General features: G+C 63.8%; 19 protein-coding genes and 6 pseudogenes (1 of these 25 only partly in view). 14 read left to right on the forward strand and 11 right to left on the reverse strand.

Annotated features, from left to right (window positions below):
* The 4 genes and pseudogenes from H2O14_RS12390 to H2O14_RS12405 form a co-directional block, all read left to right on the forward strand.
* Positions 1–295, forward strand: partial view of an ornithine cyclodeaminase family protein gene (locus H2O14_RS12390; protein ID WP_182827888.1) — the 3' portion only. It extends 665 nt beyond the left edge of the window; only the last 295 of its 960 coding nucleotides appear in the window; the start codon falls outside the window, past its left edge; the stop codon is at positions 293–295.
* An 8-nt stretch (positions 296–303) separates the two neighbouring features.
* Positions 304–2763, forward strand: a pseudogene (hrpB, locus tag H2O14_RS12395) (ATP-dependent helicase HrpB).
* Positions 2764–2781: 18 nt separating this feature from the next.
* Positions 2782–4061: pseudogene (locus tag H2O14_RS12400) on the forward strand (ActS/PrrB/RegB family redox-sensitive histidine kinase).
* Between the two features lie 86 nt (positions 4062–4147).
* Positions 4148–4714 (forward strand): ActR/PrrA/RegA family redox response regulator transcription factor, encoded by a 567-nt coding sequence (locus H2O14_RS12405; RefSeq protein WP_182827889.1) that lies wholly within the window; start codon positions 4148–4150, stop codon positions 4712–4714.
* A gap of 15 nt (positions 4715–4729) precedes the next feature.
* Here the strand turns inward: H2O14_RS12405 and H2O14_RS12410 are convergent, their stop codons facing one another.
* A complete protein-coding gene (locus H2O14_RS12410; RefSeq protein ID WP_182827890.1) occupies positions 4730–5245 on the reverse strand; it encodes an MmcB family DNA repair protein in 516 nt (171 codons plus the stop codon).
* A gap of 207 nt (positions 5246–5452) precedes the next feature.
* Here H2O14_RS12410 and H2O14_RS12415 point away from each other — a divergent pair, with 207 nt between their 5' ends.
* Entirely contained in the window at positions 5453–6124 is a 672-nt protein-coding gene (locus tag H2O14_RS12415; protein WP_182827891.1) for a L,D-transpeptidase, read from the forward strand.
* 103 nt (positions 6125–6227) lie between these two features.
* Here the strand turns inward: H2O14_RS12415 and H2O14_RS12420 are convergent.
* Positions 6228–8398 (reverse strand): annotated as a pseudogene (locus H2O14_RS12420) (malate synthase G).
* 104 nt (positions 8399–8502) lie between these two features.
* Positions 8503–10500 (reverse strand): hydantoinase/oxoprolinase N-terminal domain-containing protein, encoded by a 1998-nt coding sequence (locus tag H2O14_RS12425; RefSeq protein WP_182827892.1) that lies wholly within the window; start codon positions 10498–10500, stop codon positions 8503–8505.
* A gap of 143 nt (positions 10501–10643) precedes the next feature.
* On the opposite strand from H2O14_RS12425, the gene H2O14_RS12430 reads away from it, so the two are divergent.
* Positions 10644–11180, forward strand: coding sequence for a hypothetical protein (locus tag H2O14_RS12430; protein WP_182827893.1), 537 nt, complete (start codon positions 10644–10646; stop codon positions 11178–11180).
* On the opposite strand, the pseudogene H2O14_RS12435 reads toward H2O14_RS12430, so the two are convergent.
* The 5 genes and pseudogenes from H2O14_RS12435 to hslV all read right to left on the reverse strand — a co-directional run bounded on the left by H2O14_RS12435 (position 11140) and on the right by hslV (position 16017).
* Positions 11140–12541 (reverse strand): annotated as a pseudogene (locus H2O14_RS12435) (cytochrome P450). The gene H2O14_RS12430 and the pseudogene H2O14_RS12435 sit on opposite strands and share 41 nt — an antisense overlap.
* A 30-nt stretch (positions 12542–12571) precedes the next feature.
* Positions 12572–13477, reverse strand: a pseudogene (locus H2O14_RS12440) (DUF1402 family protein); the annotation flags it as partial.
* Positions 13478–13650: 173 nt separating this feature from the next.
* Positions 13651–14958 carry an ATP-dependent protease ATPase subunit HslU gene (hslU, locus tag H2O14_RS12445; RefSeq protein ID WP_182827895.1) on the reverse strand — a complete coding sequence of 436 codons (1308 nt, stop codon included), beginning with the start codon at positions 14956–14958 and terminating at the stop codon, positions 13651–13653.
* Positions 14955–15437: a GNAT family N-acetyltransferase gene (locus H2O14_RS12450; RefSeq protein WP_182827896.1), complete on the reverse strand. Its 483-nt coding sequence runs from the start codon at positions 15435–15437 to the stop codon at positions 14955–14957. The genes hslU and H2O14_RS12450 overlap by 4 nt, the downstream gene beginning before the upstream one ends.
* Positions 15438–15459: 22 nt before the next feature.
* On the reverse strand, positions 15460–16017 hold the full coding sequence (gene hslV, locus H2O14_RS12455) for an ATP-dependent protease subunit HslV (RefSeq protein WP_182827897.1): 558 nt from the start codon (positions 16015–16017) through the stop codon (positions 15460–15462).
* Between the two features lie 185 nt (positions 16018–16202).
* On the opposite strand from hslV, the gene hisB reads away from it, so the two are divergent.
* The 5 genes from hisB to hisA are packed head-to-tail and all read left to right on the forward strand — an operon-like array spanning position 16203 to position 18667.
* A complete protein-coding gene (hisB, locus tag H2O14_RS12460) occupies positions 16203–16808 on the forward strand; it encodes an imidazoleglycerol-phosphate dehydratase HisB (protein WP_182827898.1) in 606 nt (201 codons plus the stop codon).
* A 6-nt stretch (positions 16809–16814) separates the two neighbouring features.
* Complete coding sequence (locus tag H2O14_RS12465) at positions 16815–17123, forward strand: DUF2628 domain-containing protein (protein ID WP_182827899.1); 309 nt, start codon at positions 16815–16817, stop codon at positions 17121–17123.
* Positions 17120–17287 (forward strand): hypothetical protein, encoded by a 168-nt coding sequence (locus H2O14_RS12470; RefSeq protein WP_182827900.1) that lies wholly within the window; start codon positions 17120–17122, stop codon positions 17285–17287. The genes H2O14_RS12465 and H2O14_RS12470 overlap by 4 nt, the downstream gene beginning before the upstream one ends.
* The gene (gene hisH, locus H2O14_RS12475; RefSeq protein WP_182827901.1) at positions 17287–17937 is read left to right on the forward strand and encodes an imidazole glycerol phosphate synthase subunit HisH; all 651 of its coding nucleotides are present in this window, start codon (positions 17287–17289) and stop codon (positions 17935–17937) included. The genes H2O14_RS12470 and hisH overlap by 1 nt, the downstream gene beginning before the upstream one ends.
* A 1-nt stretch (position 17938) precedes the next feature.
* Positions 17939–18667 (forward strand): 1-(5-phosphoribosyl)-5-[(5-phosphoribosylamino)methylideneamino]imidazole-4-carboxamide isomerase, encoded by a 729-nt coding sequence (hisA, locus tag H2O14_RS12480; RefSeq protein ID WP_182827902.1) that lies wholly within the window; start codon positions 17939–17941, stop codon positions 18665–18667.
* 158 nt (positions 18668–18825) lie between these two features.
* On the opposite strand, the gene H2O14_RS12485 is transcribed toward hisA, so the two are convergent.
* Positions 18826–19431, reverse strand: coding sequence for a DUF3800 domain-containing protein (locus tag H2O14_RS12485; RefSeq protein WP_182827903.1), 606 nt, complete (start codon positions 19429–19431; stop codon positions 18826–18828).
* A 180-nt stretch (positions 19432–19611) separates the two neighbouring features.
* On the opposite strand from H2O14_RS12485, the gene hisF reads away from it, so the two are divergent.
* The 3 genes and pseudogenes from hisF to coaA all read left to right on the forward strand — a co-directional run bounded on the left by hisF (position 19612) and on the right by coaA (position 21714).
* Positions 19612–20394, forward strand: a complete 783-nt coding sequence (gene hisF / locus H2O14_RS12490; protein ID WP_182827904.1) for an imidazole glycerol phosphate synthase subunit HisF — start codon at positions 19612–19614, stop codon at positions 20392–20394.
* A 14-nt stretch (positions 20395–20408) separates the two neighbouring features.
* Positions 20409–20728: pseudogene (locus H2O14_RS12495) on the forward strand (phosphoribosyl-ATP diphosphatase).
* The gene (gene coaA / locus H2O14_RS12500; RefSeq protein WP_182827905.1) at positions 20725–21714 is read left to right on the forward strand and encodes a type I pantothenate kinase; all 990 of its coding nucleotides are present in this window, start codon (positions 20725–20727) and stop codon (positions 21712–21714) included. Before H2O14_RS12495 ends, coaA begins: the two are co-directional and overlap by 4 nt.
* Here coaA and H2O14_RS12505 read toward each other — a convergent pair.
* Together H2O14_RS12505 and H2O14_RS12510 are read right to left on the reverse strand one after the other, a co-directional pair.
* Positions 21656–22852: a glycosyltransferase family 87 protein gene (locus H2O14_RS12505; RefSeq protein WP_182827906.1), complete on the reverse strand. Its 1197-nt coding sequence runs from the start codon at positions 22850–22852 to the stop codon at positions 21656–21658. The two genes, coaA and H2O14_RS12505, sit on opposite strands and share 59 nt — an antisense overlap.
* Positions 22853–22906: 54 nt before the next feature.
* Positions 22907–23500, reverse strand: coding sequence for an alpha-ketoglutarate-dependent dioxygenase AlkB (locus H2O14_RS12510; RefSeq protein ID WP_182829357.1), 594 nt, complete (start codon positions 23498–23500; stop codon positions 22907–22909).
* Positions 23501–23585 lie beyond the last annotated feature (85 nt).

A 23585-nucleotide genomic window follows, 5' to 3' on the forward strand; every position in this document is an offset into this window, starting at 1 on the left:
GCCGAGCATGCGCGAAAGCGACGATCGCGCCGTGGCCCGCGCCAGCTTGTTCGTCGACACGTATGAAGGGGCGCTCGCGGAAGCCGGCGATATTCTGCAGCCGCTGAAGGCCGGCGTCATCGACAAGACGGCGCTCAAGGCGGATCTCGCCGAACTTTGCGCGGGCCGGCATTCCGGTCGCGCCAGCGCAGACGAAATCACGCTGTTCAAATCGGTGGGCGCGAGCATCGAGGATCTGGCCGGCGCGATTCTCGCGCTCGAACAGGTGCAGCGCAAGGCCGCGGAAGAATTGTGACGTCCGCCATGCCGTTCCGCCTGCCGCATTATCCGGTCTCCGAGGTCCTCGACGACATTGCATCCGCCCTCACGGAGGCGGGCCGCGCGGTCGTCTCGGCGCCGCCGGGGGCCGGCAAGACCACGCTGGTTCCACTCCATCTTCTCGACGCGCCCTGGCGCGGCGACGGCAAGATCATCCTGCTCGAGCCGCGGCGGCTGGCGGCGCGGGCGGCGGCCCGGCGAATGGCCGCCCTGATCGGCGAGGAGGTCGGCGGTCTCGTCGGCTATCGCATGCGACTCGACCAGAAGATCTCGGGGCGCACCCGGATCGAAGTGGTCACCGAAGGCGTATTCGCCCGGATGATCCTCGACGATCCCGAACTCTCCGGCACGTCTTGCGTGATCTTCGACGAATTCCACGAGCGCTCGCTCGACGCCGATCTCGGCCTGGCGCTGGCGCTCGACGTGCAGGGGCGCTGCGCGAGGACCTGCGCATTCTGGTGATGTCGGCGACGCTGGATATTGCGCGGATCGCCGGGCTCATGAATGGCGCGCCGATGATCGAGAGCCTCGGCCGCGGCTTTCCGATCGATATCCGTCATCAGGACCGCGATTCGTCCCAGCCGATCGAGGATGTCGTGGCGCGGGTGATCGCGGAAGCGCATCGGTCCGAAACGGGCTCGATCCTCGCCTTTCTGCCCGGCCAGCGCGAAATCATCCGCACCGCGGAACGGCTGCAGGGACGGTTCGGAGCCGAGACGATCATCGCGCCCCTCTATGGCGCGCTCAGCCAGGCCGAGCAGGATCTCGCCATCAAGCCTGCGCCTGCGGGCCAGCGCAAGATCGTGCTCGCCACCTCGATCGCCGAGACGTCGATCACCATCGACGGCGTCCGGATCGTGGTCGATTCGGGCCTGCAGCGGCTGCCGGTGTTCGAGCCGGCGACGCAGATCACCCGGCTGGAAACGCGGCGGGTGAGCCGCGCCTCCGCCGACCAGCGCGCCGGTCGCGCCGGCCGCACCGAGCCGGGCATCGCCATCCGGCTCTGGCTCGCCGGCCAGAACGCCGCGCTCGAAGCCTTCACGCCGCCGGAAATTCTCGCCAGCGATCTTTCGGGTCTCGCGCTCGATCTCGCCGCCTGGGGGTGAAGGATCCCGCCACGCTCGCCTTTCTCGATCCGCCGCCGGACGCGGCCTTCACCGAGGCCAAGACGCTGCTGATGCGGCTCGGCGCGCTCGACCGGCAGGGCGACCTGACCGCAACAGGGCGGATGATGCGGCGGCTGGCGCTGCCGCCAAGACTGGCGGCCATGACGGCGAGCGCAGCCTCCCAGGGCCTGGGCCGCCAGGCCGCCGAACTCGCGGTGCTGATCACCGAACAGGGGCTCGGCGGCACGGCGGTGGATCTCGACGCGCGGCTGGCGCGGTTCCGGTCGGACCGATCGGAGCGGGCGCAGGCGGCGCGAGGGCTGGCGCGGCGCATTGCGGACGCGCTTCCCAAAACGGCGGCGGCCGATCAGCCCGTCACCGCCGGGCGGCTGTTGCTGCACGCCTTTCCGGACCGGATTGCCGCCCAGCGCGGCGCGCGCGGGCGCTATGTCATGGCCAATGGCCGGGGAGGCGAACTCGCCGACACGGACGCCCTGGCGCGCTCCGACATGCTCGTCGTCGCCGATCTCACCGGCCGCGCCGCGGCGCAACGCATTCTGTCTGCGGCCAGCGTCACCTGGGCCGAGATCGAGGAGGAACTGCCTGATGCGATCGTGACGGAGAGCCAGTGCGTCTTCGACACGGGATCGCGGCAGGTGCGCGCCCGCCGGGTGACGCGGCTCGGCGCGATCATTCTCGAAGAGCAGCCCTTGCCGCGGCCGAATGGAGAGGAGGCGGCCAGAGCGCTGGCCGAAGGCATCCGTAATCTCGGGCTCGACGCCCTGCCGTTTTCGAAAGCGGCGCGGCAGTTGCGCGAGCGCATCGGCTTTCTCCATCGCATGCTCGGCGAGCCCTGGCCGGATATGGGCGATGCGGCGCTGCTGGCCGGTCTCGAGACCTGGCTGATGCCCTTCGTGCTCGAGCCGCGCGGCGTCGATTCGATCGGAGCGGATGCGCTCCATGAGGGCCTGATGAGCCTCGTGCCGCATGAGGTCAGGCGCGAGCTCGACAAAGCGGCGCCGACCCATTTCGATTCGCCCGCCGGCAACCGCCACCCGATCGATTATTCGGGCGAGGAGCGCTGCTGACCATCCGGGTGCAGGAATTGTTCGGCCTGAAGAGCCATCCGGCCATCGGCAATGGCCGTATACCGCTCGTGTTGGAATTGACCTCGCCGGCGCACCGGCCGATACAGACGACGCGGGACCTGCCCGGTTTCTGGAAAGGCTCGTGGAAGGATGTGCGCGCCGATATGCGCGGGCGCTATCCCAAACATCCCTGGCCGGAGGATCCGGCGGAGGCGGCTCCGACCGCGCGGGCCAAGCCGCGCGGCACATGAGGCGCGAAAGGATTGAGAATGGCGATCGAGGCTTTTTCCCAAGGGGACGACAGCCGCAGGCTACGGCTGGAAACGCTGGTGCGGCTGCGCTGGCTGTCGGTGGTCGGACAGACGGCGGCGGTGCTGATCGTGGCGCTGGTGCTGCAATTCGCGCTGCCGCTGAAGACCTGCGCGGCGCTGATCGCGCTGCTGGCGGTGGTCAACGCCTTTCTGCAGCTGCGCTATCCCTCGACCCGGCGGCTGGCGCCGGAGCCGGCGCTGGCGCTGCTGGCCTTCGATCTCCTGCAACTCGCCGCTCTTCTTTATGTGACGGGCGGTCTATCCAATCCCTTTGCGCCGCTGATCTCGGTGCCGGTGATCATCTCGTCCGCCTCGCAACCGCTGCGCTACAGTCTCGCGCTGGTGGCGGTGGCGATCCTCTGCATCACCGCGCTCGCCTTCACGCCCTATCCGCTGCCCTGGTATCAGGGCGTCACCGTGCCGTTCGAGCCGCTGTTTCTCGCCGGCATGTGGTTCGCCATCGTGCTGACCACGTCATTTGCAGCCTTCTATTCCTATCGCGTGTCACTGGAGGCGAGCCAATTGTCGGAAGCGCTGGCCGCCACGGAACTGGTGCTGCAGCGGGAAATGCATCTTTCGGAGCTCGATGGACTGGCGGCGGCGGCGGCGCATGAACTCGGCACGCCGCTCGCAACCATCGCTCTGGTCGCCAAGGAGATGAGCCGCGAGATCGGCCCGGCGACCGTTTTCACGACGATGTGCATCTGTTGATCTCGCAGAGCGAGCGCTGCCGCGACATCATGCAGAGGCTGACCACGCTGTCCTCCGGCAGCGAGGAGCATATGCGCAACATGCCGCTGTCGTCGCTGATCGAAGAGGTGATCGCGCCGCATCGCGAATTCGGCATCGACATCAGGGTGATCGAGGAAAGCCCCCGCGCCGAGGAGCCGCTCGGCCGGCGCAATGCCGGCGTCGTCTACGGGCTCGGCAATCTCATAGAAAACGCGGTGGATTACGCGCGCTCGGAAGTGGTGGTGCGGGTCTATCACGACAGGGATTTCGTGCGGCTGTCGATCGAGGACAATGGCGAGGGTTTCGCGCCCGACATTCTCCAGCGCATCGGCGAGCCCTATGTCACCCGGCGCTCGCCGCACGCCAAGGCGGGAGGCCTCGGCCTCGGCCTGTTCATCGCCAAGACGCTGCTCGAGCGCTCCGGCGCCGAATTGACATTCGAGAATGCGCCGGGCGCCCGCATCACCGTGATCTGGAAGCGCGAATATATGGACCAGAAGGCGTGATTTGCGCCTGAGACCATTTGGCAAATCCCAAAGCGCATTATATTCGTAGACATAGTGCGCGACCGAGATTGAAAAAGGCAAGAACAATGGACGCAGCATCCAAAACGGCTTCACAGGACGTCATCGGCGCAGACGCCTCGCTCCTGATCGTGGAAGACGACGCGCCGTTTCTCAAGCGCCTGGCCCGCGCCATGGAAATGCGCGGCTTCAAGGTCGAAACCGCCGAAACCGTCACGGAAGGCATCGCCAAGGCCAAGGCGCGACCGCCGAAATACGCCGTGGTCGATCTGCGCCTGGCTGACGGCTCCGGGCTCGACGTGATCGAGACGATCCGCTCCAAGCGCGACGACAGCAACATGATCGTGCTGACCGGCTACGGCAATATCGCCACGGCTGTCACGGCGGTGAAGCTCGGGGCCGTCGATTACCTCGCCAAGCCTGCCGACGCCGACGAAGTCTATGCCGCGCTCACCCGCCGGGCGGGCGATAAGGTCGAGCTGCCGGAAAATCCGATGTCGGCCGATCGGGTCCGCTGGGAGCATATCCAGCGCGTCTATGAAATGTGCGAGCGCAACGTGTCGGAAACGGCGCGCCGACTCAACATGCATCGCCGCACCCTGCAGCGCATTCTCGCCAAGCGCGCGCCGAAATAACCGCGCCGCCGGGCGTCAGCTGAAATTGTCGCCGACGTCCTGCGGATCGGAAAGTCCCAGACGTTCCGCCGCCCATTCGGCCTGCATCAACCGGTGCGAGGCGATGCGGGCGATGGACAGGGTCATCGCCTTGCGCTGCGGCGGCGACAGCCGATGTTCGGGCGCCTCGCGCAGCATATGCGCGCCATAGGCGTCGGAGACGAAAAGACCGCAATCCTCCGGAAAGATCTCCGAGGGCACGTCCGGCAGGGTGGCGAAAAACAGCCTGTCGCAGAAGGCGCGATAGTCGCCCCATTTGCGGTCGACGCGGAAATCCTCGATCGACGATTTGATCTCGATGATCCAGACCTCGCCTTTTGGCGTCAGCGAAACGAGATCGGCGCGGCGTCCACTCGCCAATCCAAGCTCGGGCAAGGTCGAATGCCTCATATCGAGCAGCAAGCGCTGCATGCCGCGTCGAACCGACAGCGCGCGCTGAGACTGCCTCCCATCTCTGAGCGGATTGTCCCCATGTACGGATATGATCGACATCGGCATTTCCTCGTTCGCACAGCGCGGACTTTGATCCGCATTCTTCTAAATGTTGCAAAAAAACCATTCTTTCCCTCTTTGCCCGCGAGCGTAGGGGACAGGGGTTTGGGGCCGCTTGCAAAGCCGGGATTTATCGAAAATAACACGCCCATAGAGATGGTGGGCGTAACGCCATCCTCCCTCCGAGAACCGACACAAGAGACAAAGATGCGCTTTCGCACTGCGACTACGGCTTTTGGCATGCTCCTCGCCATGGGCCTTGCTTCCTGCACCACCACGTCCGAAACCAAGACGGCCGGAAATGCGCCCGCCACGGTCGAGACCGCGGAGATCTTCACCGATTCCTACGGCAAAACCACGGATTCAGGTTATGCCCTGCCGGCGATCCCGATCAACCGGGTCGACAAGAAGTTTCATCGCCAGGTGGTGAATTACGAAACCGACCGCAAGCGCGGCACCGTCATCGTCGACACCCGGAATCGCTTCCTCTACTATGTTCTGGGCAATGGCAAGGCGATGCGCTACGGCATCGGCGTCGGCAAGCAGGGGTTCTCCTGGAAGGGCGAAGCCTATGTGGCCTGGAAGCAGGAATGGCCGACCTGGCATCCGCCGGCCGAGATGGCCGAGCGCAAGCCGGAAGTCGCCAAATATGTCGAAAAGGGCATGGGCCCCGGTCTCACCAATCCGCTCGGCGCGCGCGCCATGTATCTGTTCAACGACGAAGGCCAGGACACGATGTTCCGCCTGCATGGAACGCCGGAATGGAGCTCCATCGGCACCGCCGCGTCGTCTGGCTGCATCCGCCTGATGAACCAGGACGTGATCGACCTTTATAACCGCGTCCGTCCCGGTAAGGGCACCCGCGTGGTGGTTCTATAGTCTGATATCGAGATCCATTGCCCACGATGGATCGCCGGCATTGAAAAAGCCGCGTCGGGAGACCGAGGCGGCTTTTTCGTTGTCGTGAGGATTTAGGCGCGGCTTACGCTGCGCTTCTCGCCTTCAGCTCCAACCGGCGGCGATGCAGCACCGGTTCGGTATAGCCGTTCGGCTGGGCGCGCCCCTGGAACACCAGGTCGAGCGCCGCCTGGAAGGCGATCGACCCGTCGAAATCGGCGGCCATCGGACGGTAGAGAGAATCGCCGGCGTTCTGGCCATCGACCACGGCTGCCATGCGCTTCATGGTTTCGGTCACCTGCGCTTCGGTGATGATGCCATGATGCAGCCAGTTGGCCATGTGCTGGGCGGAGATGCGCAGCGTGGCGCGGTCTTCCATCAGGCCGATATTGTTGATGTCGGGCACTTTCGAGCAGCCGACCCCTGATCGACCCAACGCACGACATAACCGAGAATGCCCTGGCAATTGTTGTCGATCTCGCGCTGGATTTCCTCGGCCGTCCAGTTGGGCCGAACCGCGACCGGCACGGAGAGAATATCCGACAGCTTCGCCTTGGGGCGTGACTTGAGATCCGACTGCACCCTGGCCACATCGACCTTGTGATAATGGGTGGCGTGCAGCGTCGCCGCTGTCGGCGAGGGAACCCAGGCGGTGTTGGCGCCGGCCTTGGGATGGGCGATCTTCTGCTCCAGCATCGCCGCCATCAGGTCCGGCATGGCCCACATGCCCTTGCCGATCTGGGCGCGGCCGGACAGGCCGCATTCGAGGCCGGTGTCGACATTCCAGTTCTCATAGGCCGCAATCCAGGCGGCCTGCTTCATGTCGCCCTTGCGGATCATCGGGCCGGCTTCCATCGAGGTGTGGATTTCGTCGCCCGTGCGATCGAGGAAGCCGGTATTGATGAAGACGACCCGCGAGCGGGCGGCGCGGATGCATTCCTTCAAATTCACCGTCGTGCGGCGTTCCTCGTCCATGATGCCCATCTTGATCGTGTTGGGCCGCATGCCGAGCGCCTGTTCGACACGGTCGAAAATCTTCACCGCGAAGGCGACTTCCGCCGGGCCATGCATCTTCGGCTTGACGACATACATCGAGCCCGCGGGCGAATTCATGCGGCGGCCATCAGGACCGATATCGTGCAGCGCGATCAGCGCGGTGATCAACGCATCCATGATTCCCTCGGGAACCTCATGGCCATCGCGGTCGAGAATGGCCGGATTGGTCATGAGGTGGCCGACATTGCGCACCAGCATCAGTGAGCGGCCGCGCACGCGCACCGGCTGCCCTTCATGACCGGCGAACTCCATATCCGGATTGAGCCGGCGTGTGAACGTCTTGCCGCCCTTGCTGACCTCTTCCGTCAGGTCGCCCTTCATCAAGCCGAGCCAGTTGCGATAGACGGTGACCTTGTCTTCGGAATCGACGGCGGCGACCGAATCCTCGCAGTCCATGATGGTGGTGATGGCCGATTCGAGCCTGACATCGGCGATATGGGCAGGATCGGAGACGCCGATCTGGCTCTGGCTGTCGATGACGATTTCGATCAACAGACCGTTGTGACGCAGCAGGATGCGCGGCTCGCCTGTCTTGCCCAGAGTGGAGCCGGCGAATTGCGCGGGATCCTTGAGCCCGGTGGCGCCGATGTCGTTTTCGACGAACAGACCGCCATCGGCAATGTTCAGCGAGGTCGCCATGCTCCAGCTGCCGCCTGCGAGCGGCACGGCGTCATCGAGAAAGGCCTTGGCCCAGGCGATGACCTGGGTCCCGCGCACCGGATTGTAACCCTTGCCCTTTTCCGCGCCGTCGGTTTCCGGGATGGCGTCGGTGCCGTAGAGCGCGTCATAGAGCGAGCCCCAACGGGCATTGGCGGCGTTCAGCGCGTAACGCGCATTCATCACCGGCACGACGAGCTGCGGGCCGGCGATCTCGGCGATCTCGGCGTCGACATGATCGGTATCGACCTGGAACGCCTCGCCTTCCGGCACGATATAGCCGATCTCGCGCAGGAAGCTTTCATAGGCGGCGAGATCGCTCGGCGCGCCGTTCTCGCGATGCCAGGCGTCGATCTTTTCCTGCATCTCGTCGCGCTTGGCGAGCAAGGCGCGATTTTCCGGCGCGAGGTCATGAACGACCGCGGCAAAGGCGGCAAAGAACGCGTCCACATCCACGCCGGTCCCCGGCGCCGCCTCGTTGCGGATGAAATCATGGAGGTCGGCGGCCATCTTCAGGCCGTGAATGTCGATCCGGTCGGTCATGCGCATGCTCCCGCGTCAAATACTGGCGACAACAGTGCTGTAAGCGCAGCCCAGCGTCAATCGGATCGGGCGAGACAGGATTGTTTCCGCTAGAGGAAACAATCTCAGGTGATTTTCGGCCGCCCCGACGCGGTGGCGATGAATCGCGCTTCCACGAGCTTCGGGCTGCCCTCGATCTCGGGCCGGTCGATCTCCTCGATCATCCGCACGACGGGCTCGTCGGCGCCGCTGTCGATGGCGGCCTGGATGGCGGCGGCGCGGGCCCGGTCGCGGGCGTAATCGAGCGTGGCGGCCTCATTCGTGCGCCGCTCGGTTTGGCCGCCGCCCGAGACCATGAACACGCCCTCCTCAGGCGCGGTCACCGTCACCTGCACCGTCTGGCTGATTTCACCGGCCACCGCGCCGATGGCGTTGGCGACGCCGGCGTCAGCGGGGATGACCGATTCGGCCGACAGCATCGCGGCGATATCCGGATAATAGACATGCGCCGAAGCGCCGAGACCGATCAGCGGACGGTCGAGACTGACGGCGAAGCGGACCACGCCGGGCTTGCGCTTGAGTGCCCGGTCTATGGCGGCTGATTGTGTGGGATCGACGCCGTCAACGCCGTCTTCGCTGAGCGCTGCGGCGAGAATCACATCGGAAGACTGCCGCGTCATGCGGTCGGCGATCAGTTCGGCGAAGGCTTCTGCTGACTCGGCGATCGGCTTGCCGGCGCCGGTGCGGGCGCGGGCGCCGAGTTCGAGACCGAGACGCGCCGCGTCCGCATCCCACTGGCCCTGGCGGCCCAGCACATGCATGGCGTCGGACGGCGTGACGCCGGAGATATGTACGAGGCCGCGGCTGACCAGCCGGTCGAGCGAGGCGCGCTGCATGGAAGACATGAGCAGATCGTTGAGCGCCTGCGGCTTTTCGGTGATTCGTTCATAGAGCGCGGCGTCGGCAGCCGACAAGCCGCTGGCGAATCGATCCGGCAGGCCGGAGCGCAGCGCGAAACGCCCGTCATGCCGGCCGGCATGGGTGGCTTTCAGCTGGCGATCGAGCATCTCCTTGATTTCGGGACCATGCAGATGCGCCGCCAGGCTGAGCGGCACGATGCGGCGCGGCCCGAGCGTCAGGGCGCCCTCGAGGCCGCGGGTCGAAACATGCACTTCCGAATCGCCGCCGAGGCCATAGGTGCGCATCGCCACCGCCTGCACCATGGTGCGATAGCCGCCGACCACGGCGCCGTCGCCGTCGAGACGCGGCTTGCCCTTGTCGAGAATGGCGACATCGGTGGTGGTGCCGCCGATATCGGAGACGACGGCGTCATCGAGTCCCGTGAGGAATCGCGCGCCGACCAGACTGGCGGCAGGACCGGACAGAATGGTCTCGATCGGCCTCAGCCGCGCTTCGGCCGCAGAAATCAGCGCGCCGTCGCCGCGCACCACCATCAAGGGAGCCTCGACGCCACGCGCTTTCAAGAAATCTTCCGAGGAGCCGATCAGCCGGTCGATCATCGACACCAGCCGGGCGTTCAGAAGCGTCGTCAGCGCCCGGCGCGGTCCGCCGAGCTTGGAGGAGAGTTCATGGCTGCAGGTGACCGGCAGATGGGTGTGATCGCGCAGGAAATCGCGGACGCGGATTTCATGCGCCGGATTCCGGACCGCGAAGTAGCCGGCCACCGCAAAGGCGGTGACGCTCGAACCCAGCGTCTCGATCGCCTTTTCGAGCGCGCTCATGTCGAGCGGCGTCTCATGGCCATGGACATTATGGCCGCCGGGCAGGAAGAGGACGGGATCGGTCCCCAGCGCCGCCTTGAGCCCGTCGCGCTCAAGATCTTCAGGGCCGAAGCCGATCATGATCAGGCCGACGCGCCCGCCCTGCCCCTCGACCAGCGCATTGGTGGCGAGCGTGGTCGAGAGCGAGGCGAGACGGATCGAGGCGATGTCAACGCCGGTATCGGCCAGCACGCGATCGACCGCGCCGCGAATGCCCTCGGCCAGATCGTGCCGCGTCGTCAGCGCCTTGGCGCGGGCCTTCACGCCCTCGGCGGGGCTGAAGATGACCGCGTCCGTGTATGTGCCGCCGGTGTCGATGCCGAGAAGAAATTGCGAGGTCACGCCGTTACATCCCCATAAGCAGGCGAAGGTCGCCTGAAGCCGAGTTGCGCCGAGCCTTCGATTATGGGATTTCATCCGTCAACGAAAGGTCAGGCTGCGGCAGATCCGCGGTGAATTTGAGCAAAATCAAGCGAGATAAGGTCATGCGCCCTTCCCTTTTCCGTCTCACGCTGCTCGCGACGTGTCTCTCCGCCGCCGCATCTTCCTACGCGCAGGATCAGAGCGAGGACGAATTCGCGCCGAAACTGCCCGAGCGCAGCATCTATGAAGCCATGCTCGACGCCAACAAGCCGAGCGGCTGGGTGCAGTTCCGCAATTTCGCCGGCGGCCAGTATCTCTATTTCACCATGCTGCAGGTGATGCGCTGCCGGCTGTCGGAGGTGCGCTATTCGATCAATTCCACCGCGCTCGACCGGCGCTTTCCGCTCGGCCCCTGCGATCCGCAGCAGCCATTCAACGTGCCAGACGATCCCGACAACAAATATGTCTATCTCAAGCTCCAAGCAGGCAAGGCTCAGACGGTGACGGTGCAGGCGGTCTGGGACGACGGCGCGGGCAGCGAGATCGTCACCTATCGTCCTTGCGACAATGTCGGCGAAAGCGCCTGCGCCCGCATCAAGGCCATCGACCGTCCGGAGGTCAGACCGGACGCGCCGAAACCCGCATCGCAATCCCGTTGAGCGGCTGGGTGGTCAGACGCTGGACCGGCCAGGGTCTTTCGCCGGCTAACACATCGAAGCGGAATCGTTTCATCAGCACGGCCAGCGCAATCACCGCCTCCTGCAGCGCGAATGTTGCGCCGATGCAGACGCGCGGCCCCGCCCCGAACGGCAGATACTGGAATCGTCCGATCCGATCGCGATGTTCGGGCAGGAAGCGCTCGGGCATGAAATGCCGGGGCTTGTCCCAGTAGAGGACGTGTCGATGCAGCGTCCAGGGCATGATCAGCACCGACGTGCCCTTGGGCAGCTTGATTGTGCGGCCGTTTTCATCCGTCCACTGGTCGTCTTGGATGGGCGCCCGGTTGATCGAGGGGCGCCGGCGGATAGAGCCGCAAGGCCTCCTCGAAAGCGGCGCGGACATGCGGCATCGCCTCCAGCCAATCGACGGGATCGCGGCCCTCGGCCATGACGTGGTCGATTTCCTCCTCCATCAACAGGCGGAAATGCGGGCTTTCCGACACGCAATAGAGCGTCCAGGCCAGCGCCCGCGCCGTGGTTTCGTGGCCAGCGCCGATGAAGGTGAGGATATTGTCCTCGATCTCGTCGCGCGTCAGTCCCTCCGGGCCTTCGAGCCGCAACAGCAATGTCAGGAAGTCGTCGGGCACGCCTTCGGGTTCGGTCGTCATCCGGGCGCGGCGGGCGTCCATCGTGTCGGAGACGATCTTGCGGAAGGCCGACAGCGCCCGCTTGCCCGGGATGCGGGTGATGCGCGGGATCCAGGCCGGGGCCTGCAACAGGTCGAGCGGATCGATGCGGCCCATATTGTGCAGCAGCGAATCGACACGATCGGCGAAACCCTCGGTCCCCGTGGCGATTTCGCCTGAAAACAGCGTGTCGGCGAGAATTTCATAAGTGAGTTCCGTCATGCCGACGGCGATGTTGACCGGCTCGCCCGTCCGGGCCGCCGCATCGTAGCGTTCCGCAAAGCCTTCGGAGATCCTGAACATCTTGCCGGCGAAGCCGCGCGCGTGGCGGGGCGTGAAGACCTGGGCCATGGCCTTGCGCGAGCGCTTCCAAACCTGCCCCTCGGCGGTCAGCAGCCCGTCGCGCAGGATCGGCCTGAGAACCAGCTGCCGGATCGGCTGCATGGCGTAATTGGCGGCGTTGTCGACCAGCACATGGCGGATCAGGCCGGGGTGATTGGCGATGGTGGTCAGCCGACCGAAGAACTTCACTTGGATGTAAGGCAGCGAATAGCTCGGAGCGCCCCAGAGCTCGAGCGGATTGCGGAACATCACCTTGATGATGTCGAGCCGCGAGGGCGGCACGGTGCGCGGGATCGGGGCCGGCGGCTCGAAGGGTTCGGGGCGGATGTCCATGATCGTCTCCTCGCCCCCGCCGCTTTATCGTCAGAGAAGGCTTTCGAGTTCCGCCAGCTTGTCGTTGACCAGCCAGCCGTAATAATTTTCTTCCGGCAGTATCGGCGCAACGCCCTCGCCGCGCGAGCGGTTCCTGGCGGCGAGCCTTGCAGCGCGCTGATCGGAATTGCCCACATTATACAGCGTCGCGGTCACCCCTGGATTTTTGGAAATGTCCATTTTTGCAATCCGCCGGTAGTCGTCGATCGACATGCGGATCGAGGCGGCCATATAGGCGAGCGATTTGTCGGGATCCATGATCGCTTCATAGACGGCGTTGGCGTCGTTTTCATCGAGCCTGGGGTAGCCAGATTTCTCGTGGACCATATCGGACAATTCGAGCGCGGTCAGCGGATTGATCTGGCCGAGACCGAAAGTCTGGCCGGCATAGAAGGGCTGGAAAAACACCGCCGAGAAACGATTATTGGGAAAATCCACGCCGTCCACGGTATTGCCGCGGAACGTCTTGTCCCAGATCCGCTCGCGGCACGTCCAGAGATCGTAGGACCCATTCTCGCCAGCGCAGGCCGAGAATTCGGCGCGCGTCACGAAATCCGAGACCTTGATGCCGTCATAGGCGAATCGGAAGGAATTGCCGGCATAAGCCGCCGCCTTGACGTAATAGGACTGCAGCCGATCATAGGCGTCGACATTGTACGTATGCTCGCCGACGATCGCGCCGACCATATGGATCGGGTCGATCCGATAGTCCCGCGCCGTCGCCTTGATCTTGTCCATCAGTTTGCGATCATTGGCCAGGAGATCGCGCACCTTGTCATATTTGTCGTCGAAGGTGGTCCGGCCGGCCTTGGTGCGGCGCTTGGAGGCGCCGGGAATGTCGGGCTGCTCGGCATTGCGGTTGCCCTTGGGCACCAGCGTCACGCCATCGGCGTGAGCAGAGACGGCGAAGGAAAAGCCGAGGCGTGGTCAGGGAGAGCAGCAACAGGCGCAAGGTCGGGATCCGCAGGGTGTATGATTGAAATGTCACATGCGGATGGCCTGCAATCGTGTCAAAATCAAGTGCCGGGCGCGAGGCCCGGCTCCGATTTCTCCCAAGCCCTTGCCAGGCTTCAGAGAATATAGCGTGACAGATCGGCGTTCTCGGCAAGCTGGCCCACATGCTTCTGCACATAGGCCGAATCCACCGTGAGTTCGCGATTCGGCTGGTCCGGCGCCTCGAAGGACAATTCGTCGAGCACCCGCTCCATCACCGTCTGCAAACGCCGGGCGCCGATATTCTCGACCGTAGAGTTGAGCCGGACGGCCACATCCGCCAGCGCGTCGATGGCGTCTTCGGTGAAGGCGAGCTTCACCTCTTCCGTCCCCATCAGCGCGATATATTGGCGGATGAGGCTGGCCTCCGTTTCCGTCAGGATCCGGCGGAAGTCCTCCTTGGTCAGCGCCTTGAGTTCGACGCGGATCGGCAGACGGCCCTGAAGCTCCGGCAGCAGGTCCGAGGGCTTCGAGACATGGAAGGCGCCCGAGGCGATGAACAGCACGTGATCGGTCTTCACCGGTCCGTATTTTGTCGCCACCGTCGTGCCTTCGACCAGCGGCAGGAGATCGCGCTGCACGCCTTCGCGCGAGACGCCCGCTCCGACGCCGCCGTCTCGGGCGGCGATCTTGTCGATTTCGTCGAGGAAAACGATGCCGTCGTTCTCGACCGCCTTCACCGCTTCCCGCGCGATCTGGTCATTGTCGAGCAGCTTGTCGGATTCGTCGGCGACCAGCAGATCATAGGAGTCCTTGACCGTCGTCTTAACCTTCTTGGAGCGGCCGCCCATCGCCTTGCCGAGAATATCGGACAGGTTGAACACGCCGACATTGGCGCCCGGCATGCCCGGCATTTCGAGCGTCGGGCCGGAAGAGGAGGCGTCGGCCACCTCGACCTCGATTTCCTTGTCGTCGAGTTCGTTGTTGCGCAGCTTCTTGCGGAAGGAATCGCGCGTCGCCGGCGAGGCGGTCGCGCCCACCAGCGCATCGAGAACCCGTTCTTCGGCGTTTTGATGAGCCTTGGCCTTGACCTCGGCGCGCTTCTTTTCGCGCACCAGGCCAATGCCGACCTCGACGAGATCGCGGATGATCTGTTCGACGTCGCGGCCGACATAGCCGACTTCGGTGAATTTGGTTGCTTCGACCTTGATGAAGGGCGCGCCGGCGAGTTTCGCGAGACGACGGGATATCTCCGTCTTGCCGACGCCGGTCGGGCCGATCATCAGGATGTTCTTGGGCATGACTTCGTCGCGCAGGTCATCCGAAAGCTGCTGGCGGCGCCAGCGATTGCGCAACGCGATGGCGACTGCGCGCTTGGCCTCTTTCTGGCCGATGATGTAGCGGTCCAGTTCGGAGACGATTTCCCTGGGGGTGAATGTCGTCATTGTCTTTCCGTTTCCTGTTGGGCGTCGAGATGCATCAGAAGCACGACGCCATATTCGGTGTCTCTCTGGTCGAGCCGCTGAAACCCGGCCTTCTCATACATTTTGATCGCGGCGGCGTTTTCGGCGTCGGGATCGGCGATGATCCGGCGCGCGCCTTCGGTGAACAGCATCTGGCAGAAGGCCCGCGTCATCGCCGTGCCATGGCCGAGGCCGGTGAGTTCCGCGACCCCGATGAACTGATCGATCCCCAGAGTTCCGGCCGGCTGGTCGGCATATGGGTGGCCGTAATCCTCATGCGGATCGTAAGCCTGGAAGTAACCTGCCGGACGTCCGAGAAATTCTCCGATAAAGGGCTTCACCAGCCCGAGATCGAGAATTTCGGAGATTTCCTCCAGCGCCGTCGCCGCCTCGCCCCACCACTGGCTCACATGCGGAGCGATGAGCCAGCCGCCGACCAATGCGAGATCGGCGCGCTCCATGGGACGAAAGCGATATACCTTGTCAGGCGGCTTCAAGGGTTTCGACCACGATATTGTGGTTGGTGTAGACGCAGATGTCGCCGGCGATGGTCATGGCGCGGCGGGCGACCTCTTCGGCCGAATGCTCGCTATCCATCAGCGCGCGGGCCGCCGCATAGGCGTAGTTGCCGCCCGAGCCGATGGCCATGGTCCCATGTTCCGGCTCCAGCACGTCGCCCTGGCCCGTGACGGCGAGCGTGATCGATTTGTCGGCGACCAGCATCATCGCTTCCAGCCGGCGCAGATATTTGTCGGTGCGCCAATCCTTGGCGAGTTCGACGCAGGCGCGCATCAGCTGGCCCGGATATTGTTCGAGCTTGGCTTCCAGCCGCTCGAGCAGGGTGAAGGCGTCGGCGGTGGCGCCGGCGAAGCCCGCGATCACCTCGCCCTTGGCGAGGCGGCGCACCTTGCGGGCGTTGCTCTTCATCACGGTCTGGCCCAGCGAGACCTGGCCGTCGCCCGCCATGACCACCTGGCCGCCCTTGCGGACGGTGATGATGGTGGTGGCGTGCATGGACTGATAGGGATTGTCTTCACGCATAACTGTCTCTTGTTTTTGTTCTCTCCGACGCGAATTTGCGCCGTCTGTCCGGCTTTATGTAATCGAGGGCCTTCGAAATACAATCCCGACGGGTCGGCCGCTCTCCAAGGCTGATATCGGCTGGATTCTTGCCCGGCGGACTGTTATGGAGCCGGCAAGGCAAACGGGTGGCGGCGAGTAGAACCATGTCCCAGCAGGAATCGAAACGTATCGGCAGCGTGTCGCGCAAGACCAACGAGACCTCGGTCTCCGTTTCGGTCGATCTCGACGGAACCGGCGCCAACACGATTTCCACCGGCGTCGGCTTCTTCGACCATATGCTCGACCAGCTGTCGCGCCATTCGCTGATCGACATGGAGATCGAGACCAAGGGAGACCTGCATGTGGACGACCATCATGCGGTCGAGGACACCGGCATCGCCATCGGGCTTGCGATTTCCAAGGCGCTGGGCGACCGCCGCGGCATCACCCGTTACGCGTCGCTCGATCTCGCCATGGACGAGACGATGACGAAAGCCGCCATCGACGTGTCGGGCCGTCCCTTCCTGGTCTGGAACGTCGCCTTCAGCGCGCCGAAGATCGGGACCTTCGACACCGAACTGGTGCGGGAATTCTTCCAGGCGCTGGCCATGAATGCCGGGATTACCCTGCATATCCAGAATATCTACGGCGCCAACAACCATCATATCGCCGAGACCTGCTTCAAATCCGTCGCCCGCACGCTCCGGACGGCGCTCGAAATCGACCCGCGTCAGGCGGGCCGCATTCCCTCCACCAAGGGCGCTCTCTGAGGTTCCATGGCCAGTTTCTACGCCTTGACGCCGAAAAACTGCCGAGACCCGGCCGTGGAGACGCTGTTCATCCGCGACGGTTTTTCCTGGGCCGCCTTTCTTCTGCCCCTGCCCTGGATGCTCTATCGCCGGCTCTGGCTGATCGCCGCTTTGTCCGTCGCAGCGCTTTTTGCAGCGGGACTGGTGGCGGAGGGGTTCGAGCTGGAGGGGCTTTCGGTGGCGTTCGGGCTGATCCTGTCGCTGTGGACGGGTTTCGAGGGCGGCCATCTCCGCGCCATGCATCTGGAAAAAGAGGCTGGCGGATCGAGGACGTGATCAACGCGCCGGATCTGGACACGGCCGAAGCCATCTATTTCGAGGCCCGCGCCGACAAGACGCCGGCACAGCCTTCGCCTCGTCCCACGATGCCGACAGCGACGTCCGACGCGCCGAGACCCAGCGTGGCGCTCGGCCTCATCGAACCCTATGGAGGACGCTGATGCGCGTCGCGATCATCGACTACGGTTCCGGAAATCTGCGTTCGGCAGTCAAGGCCTTCGAACGCGCTTCACGTGAAACAGGCATAGACGCCGAGATCGAACTCACCGACCAGGCCGACCGCGTCGCCAGCGCCGACCGCATCGTGCTGCCGGGCGTCGGCGCTTACGCCGACTGCCGCCGCGGTCTGGACGCGGTGCCCGGCATGGTCGACGCCCTTAGGGACAGCGTGGAAAACAAGGGCAAGCCCTTTCTCGGCGTCTGCGTCGGCATGCAGCTGATGTCGTCGCGCGGGCTGGAAAAGACCGTCACCGAAGGCCTCGGCTGGATCAAGGGCAATGTCACGCTGATGACGCCTTCCGATCCCGCTCTCAAGATCCCGCAGATCGGCTGGAACACGCTGACGCTGCATCGCGAGCATGCGTTGTTCGACGGCATCCCCACCGGCGAGGACGGGCTGCACGCCTATTTCGTCCATTCCTATCATCTGGCGGCCGAACGCGCCGACGATGTCGTGTCGACCACCGATTACGGTGGCCCCATGACAGCCTTCGTCGCCCGCGACAACATGGCCGGGGCGCAGTTCCATCCGGAAAAGAGCCAGACACTCGGCCTGCGCCTGATCGAAAACTTTTTGAGCTGGAACCCCTGACATGATTCTTTTCCCGGCTATCGATCTCAAGGACGGTCAATGCGTGCGCCTGAAGCTCGGCGACATGAAGCAGGCCACCGTCTATAATCCCGACCCGGCCGCCCAGGCCCGCGCCTTCGAAGACCAGGGCTTCGAATGGCTGCATGTGGTCGATCTCAACGGCGCCTTCGCCGGCGAAAGCGTCAATGGCGCAGCCGTCGAGGCGATCCTGAAGGCGACGAAGAACCCGGTGCAGCTCGGCGGCGGCATCCGCACGCTCGATCATATCGAGGCCTGGCTGACCAAAGGTCTCTCCCGCGTCATCCTCGGCACCATCGCCGTTCGCGATCCGGCGCTGGTCAAGGAAGCCTGCCGGCTCTTTCCCGGCAAGGTCGCCGTCGGCATCGACGCCAAGGGCGGCAAGGTCGCCGTCGAAGGCTGGGCCGAGGCGTCCGAACTCGGCGTGATCGAACTGGCCCAGCGCTTCGAAGGCGCGGGCGTGGCGGCGATCATCTATACCGACATCGACCGCGACGGCATTCTCGCCGGCATCAACTGGGCTTCGACGCTGGAACTGGCCCGCGCCGTGTCGATCCCCGTGATCGCCTCCGGCGGATTGGCCTCGCTCGACGACGTCAGGCGGCTCGCCGAACCGGACGCCGCCATTCTCGAAGGCGCGATCTCGGGCCGGGCGCTCTATGACGGACGGATCGATCCGGCGGCGGCGCTGGCCATTCTCAAGGGCGCATGAGCCACTACAAAAAGGCAACGAAACGAATCACTTGCGCGCTATCCGCTACACCGCTGATTCAACACTGGATTTTCTTAGGACAATCGTTATATTAAGACAAATGGATTGGGGGTTCCCGGTCGGCGTCTGGCCTCGGCATTGTCCGGGGCCTTTCGCTTTTATAGCTCGGACAACACGCCGCTCCTGAAGCGCCTTATGTCTTTGTGCTTATGGATTTTATCCCTGATTGTATCAAATGAGCGGTTTTGCCGACCGGGATGCAAATAGTGCATTCCAATTGGTCTTGCGGTAAGATCCGCCAATTGCATCCCCGTCGAATTCGATTTCTTATCGGCGAATCTTATGTGAAAACCGGGCAGCGCTTCCCGGAAAACATTCTCTCCGTCAGCAATTCTCCTGAACTCGAGCTCGAGATCACGATCCTCCTTTGAGCCCCGACGCTCGAATACGAAGTGATAGCTTTTCTGCGAGATCTTCTTTGACTTCAAATGCCGGTAAATCTCTTCGAGGCAATAACGGAGTGCGATCACATACGGATTGTCGGGAAAGAAATCAGCGCTGAACTTATCCTTGTCGATAGTGACGCTGAAAATTTTGAATTGCGCGGCGCGAATGACTTCCGTCAGATCCGTCAGGAAGCGCTCTCTCGCCGCCATGTCCGCCAGGAAGGTGAAATCACCGGTTTGCTTACGAATTTCCCGCTCGTGCAAAACGACCATATCCTGCCCAAAATACCGGAACTTCAACTGCTGGAAGGCGGGCACAACCTTTTACAATAGTCCGAAATTCTAAAACCACATATGGACAGCACGAAAACTGGAAAACCGCGATCAACCGTCGTCAGCGAGTGATCGCCGCTTTCGTCTGCATAAAAAATATACTCGCCATTTTCCATTCGAGTGCGTATGAACCCCTCAGTTGGGTTAATTCTATGAGGATTTAGGGTGACTCTCAAGGCTCGCGTCATTCCCTGTCTCGACGTGAAAGACGGTCGCGTCGTCAAAGGCGTGTCCTTCGTCGACCTCATCGACGCCGGCGATCCCGTGGAGGCGGCGATCGCCTATGACGCGGCGGGCGCCGACGAACTCTGCTTTCTCGACATCACCGCTTCTTCCGACAATCGCGACACGATCTTCGACGTGGTGGCGCGCACCGCCGATCACTGCTTCATGCCGGTGACGGTGGGCGGCGGCGTCCGCGCGCTGGCCGACATTCGCAAGCTGCTGCTCTGCGGCGCCGACAAGGTGTCGATCAATTCGGCGGCGGTGAAGACGCCCGATTTCGTCGCCGAGGCCGCCGACAAATTCGGCGACCAGTGCATCGTCGTCTCGCTCGACTGCAAGAAAGTCTCGGGCGACGGCGAAGAGGATCGCTGGGAGATCTTCACCCATGGCGGCCGGAATTCTACGGGGATAGACGCGCTGGAATTCGCCCAAGCGATGGTCAAGCGCGGCGCGGGCGAATTGCTGGTGACCTCGATGGACCAGGACGGCCGCAAATCCGGCTACGACATCGCGTTGACCCGCGCCATCGCGGATTCCGTGTATGTGCCGGTGATCGCCTCGGGCGGGGTCGGCACGCTGGACCATCTGGTCGAAGGGGTGCGCGACGGGCACGCCACCGCCGTGCTGGCCGCCTCGATCTTTCATTTCGGCACTTACACCGTCGGCCAAGCCAAGCGTTACATGGCGGAATGCGGCGTGCCGATGCGGCTCGATCGCGCCTGACGGGAGACGCATGAATGAGTGATTTCACCCTGTCGGATCTCGAGGCCATCGTGGCGCGCCGCGCCCTTGTAGCCCCCGAAGAATCCTGGACCGCCAAGCTCGTTGCCGCCGGCCAGACCAAGGCCGCCAAGAAGCTCGGCGAAGAAGCGGTGGAAGCCGTGATCGCCGCGATCTCGGGGACGCGAAAAACCTCACCGACGAGGCCGCCGATCTGCTGTACCATCTGCTGGTGGTGCTGAAGATCGCCGATATCCCGCTTTCGGAAGTCATGGCGGTGCTCGAGGCCCGCACCGCCCAATCTGGACTAACTGAAAAAGCGAGCCGGCCCGCATGAGCCCGGCGGAAAAGCAGGCGCTCGCCGCGCTCGACCACATGGCGGACGATTCCTTTTCGCCCTATCGTTTCTTCACCGCCGAGGAGTGGTCGCGCTTCCGCGCCGCGACACCGCTGACGCTGACCGAAGACGAAGTGGCGCGGCTGCGATCGCTCAACGACCCGATCGATCTCGACGAAGTCCGGCGGATCTATCTGTCGCTGTCGCGGCTTTTGTCGGCGCATGTCGAATCCTCGCAGATGCTGTTTGCGCAGCGCAAGCGCTTCCTCAATCTGGCCGGCGACCAGAAGACGCCGTTCATCATCGGCGTCGCGGGTTCGGTGGCGGTGGGCAAATCCACCACCGCCCGCATTCTGAAAGAGCTGCTGTCGCGCTGGCCGTCGAGCCCCAAGGTCGATCTCGTGACCACCGACGGCTTTCTTCATCCCAATGCGCGGCTCCAGAAGGACAACCTCATGGAGCGCAAGGGGTTTCCGGAAAGCTACGACATGCCGGCGCTACTGAAGTTCCTGTCGGCGATCAAGGCGGGCATGAGCCATGTGCCGGCGCCGCTCTATTCGCATCTGACCTATGACGTGCTGCCCGACCAGAATCAGGACGTCGACCGGCCCGACATCCTGATCTTCGAGGGCATCAATGTGCTGCAATCGCGCGACCTGCCCGCCGACGGGCGGATCGTGCCGATGGTGTCGGATTTCTTCGACTTCTCGATTTATATCGACGCCCAGGAAGACCTGATCCATCGCTGGTATGTGAACCGCTTCATGCGGCTGCGCGAGACCGCGTTCCGCAATCCGGAATCCTTCTTCCATCGTTATGCGACGATCTCGGAAGAAGCGGCGCTGGAGATCGCCGAGGGCCTGTGGGCCAATATCAATCTCAAGAACCTGCGCCAGAATATCCTGCCGACCCGGCCGCGCGCCGATCTCATCCTGCAGAAGGGCGAGAACCATCTGGTCGAGAAAGTGTCACTGCGCCGGCTTTGAGCCGGCCGCCGCTGAAATCGCCCCGCTTGACCGCCAGCAGAGCGTAAAGCGCGAGCCCAGCGGGGACGAGGACGCCGACGCCGATCCCCTGGAAATTCGGCAGATGGGCGAAATAGGGATAGAGCCACAGCAGGCAGAAGACATATCTGTTCGGCGCGCGCGCGGACAGGAACAGCACGACCACGGCCACGCTGAACGGCACAGCGTCATAGGTGTAGCCATAGGGCGTGGCGGCGAGCGCCAGAAGCGCCGTCAGCACCGCCTTGATCCGCAGATCCACCTCCGGCCTCCGCCAGAGCCAGGCGACCGCGCCGACGGCGATCAGCGAAAACAGCCCCTGATAGGCGTAGGACGCCGCCACGCCCAGGCCGATGGAGCGGCCAAGAATGAAGAACGTCATGGCGTTGGCGTGGTAGAGCTGCGGATAAGGCGCTTCGAGAATCCGCGCCATCAGCGGCGAGGTGACGGTGACGAAGCCGGTCCAGACCTGAACGCCGAAGACGAGGCCGGTGGCGGCGACGAGGGCAATTGCGGTCGCCGCGGCCGTGAGGAAAGCGCGCCAGTTGCCGGTTGCCAAATAGACGACCGGGATGAGCAGGCCGAGATGCGGCTTGATGGTCAGAAGACCGGCGAGCAGGCCCGAGAGAACGGGCGCCCTGGCCGAGGTCAGGAGAGAGCCGAGCAGCAGCGCCGCCGTCAGGCTGCCGTTCTGGCCGAAAATGGCGCTGGCGACCACGGCGGGCGACGTCAGGATGGCGACGAGAGCCAGGCGGGGCAGACGAAGCGGTTTGAGCGCCAGACCCAAAGCTGCGATCGTGCCGAAGGTCCAGACGGCATAGGCGACCGGCAACGGCAGCAAGCTCAGCGGCAGCCCGAGCCAGAGAATCGACGGCGGATAACTCCATTCCTGATTTGGGAGAAGCGGGCTGAACATGGCGCGGAGCCCGGCGCGATAGGCTTCGATATCGAACAGCCAGTCGACATGGCCTTGCCGGGCCATCTGCGAGCCCGCCCAGAGATTGGTGAAGTCCCAATAGGGCAGCCTATCCGAGAGAATGGAAAAGCCCTTCTCGTCGAATTGCCAGAGTTCGATCTGATAACGAAGGGCGATCACGAGGCTTGCGGCGACGCAGAGCATCGCAAACCGCAGTTCGTCCCGCCCTCGGCGCCGCCAGTCCAGGCCCCCGACACGCTATCCGCCATTGCCCTCACCCCGCCATGGCGTCACGCGCCGCAAGGTGAGATTGATACGGCCTTCCCGTTTCAGAAGCGTTGACGTGCCGCGATAGAGGCGGTCGACGCCGTGAAAGGCCAGCCGGCTTTCGCCGCCGATCAGCACGAGGTCGCCGCTGTCGAGCCGGAAAGAGACGGTGCGATCCTCACGCCGGAGACCGCCGACCCGGAACAGACAGGCGTCGCCCAGCGAGATCGACAGGACCGGGGCCGCGAGATCCTGCTCATCGCGATCCTGATGCAGGCCCATCTTGGCGTCAGGCCCGTAGTAATTGACGAGGCAGGCTTCGGGCGGACCTTCAAAGCCCGACATCTCCCGCCAGAGATCGAGCAGCCTATCCGGAATGGCGGGCCAGGGACGTCCGGTGATCGGATGGACAGGCTGGTAGCGATAGCCGCGCTCCTTGTCGGTGACCCAGCCGAGGGGACCGCAATTGGTCATGCGCACGCTCATGGGCTTGCCGGTGCGCGGCATTTCGGGAGTGAACAGAGGGGCGTCGGCGACGACCAGCCTGATCGCCTCGACGAGGTCTTCCTGCGCGCTTCGGGACAGACGGGAATATGGCGAATGCCTTTGGGCAGAACGAGCATCAGAATCACTCTCCTTGCAGCGATGATACGCGGCTTCGACGCCTGGA

Origin of the sequence: Rhizobium sp. G21, from assembly GCF_014158035.1 — a bacterium.
GTDB lineage: Bacteria > Pseudomonadota > Alphaproteobacteria > Rhizobiales > Rhizobiaceae > Rhizobium_E.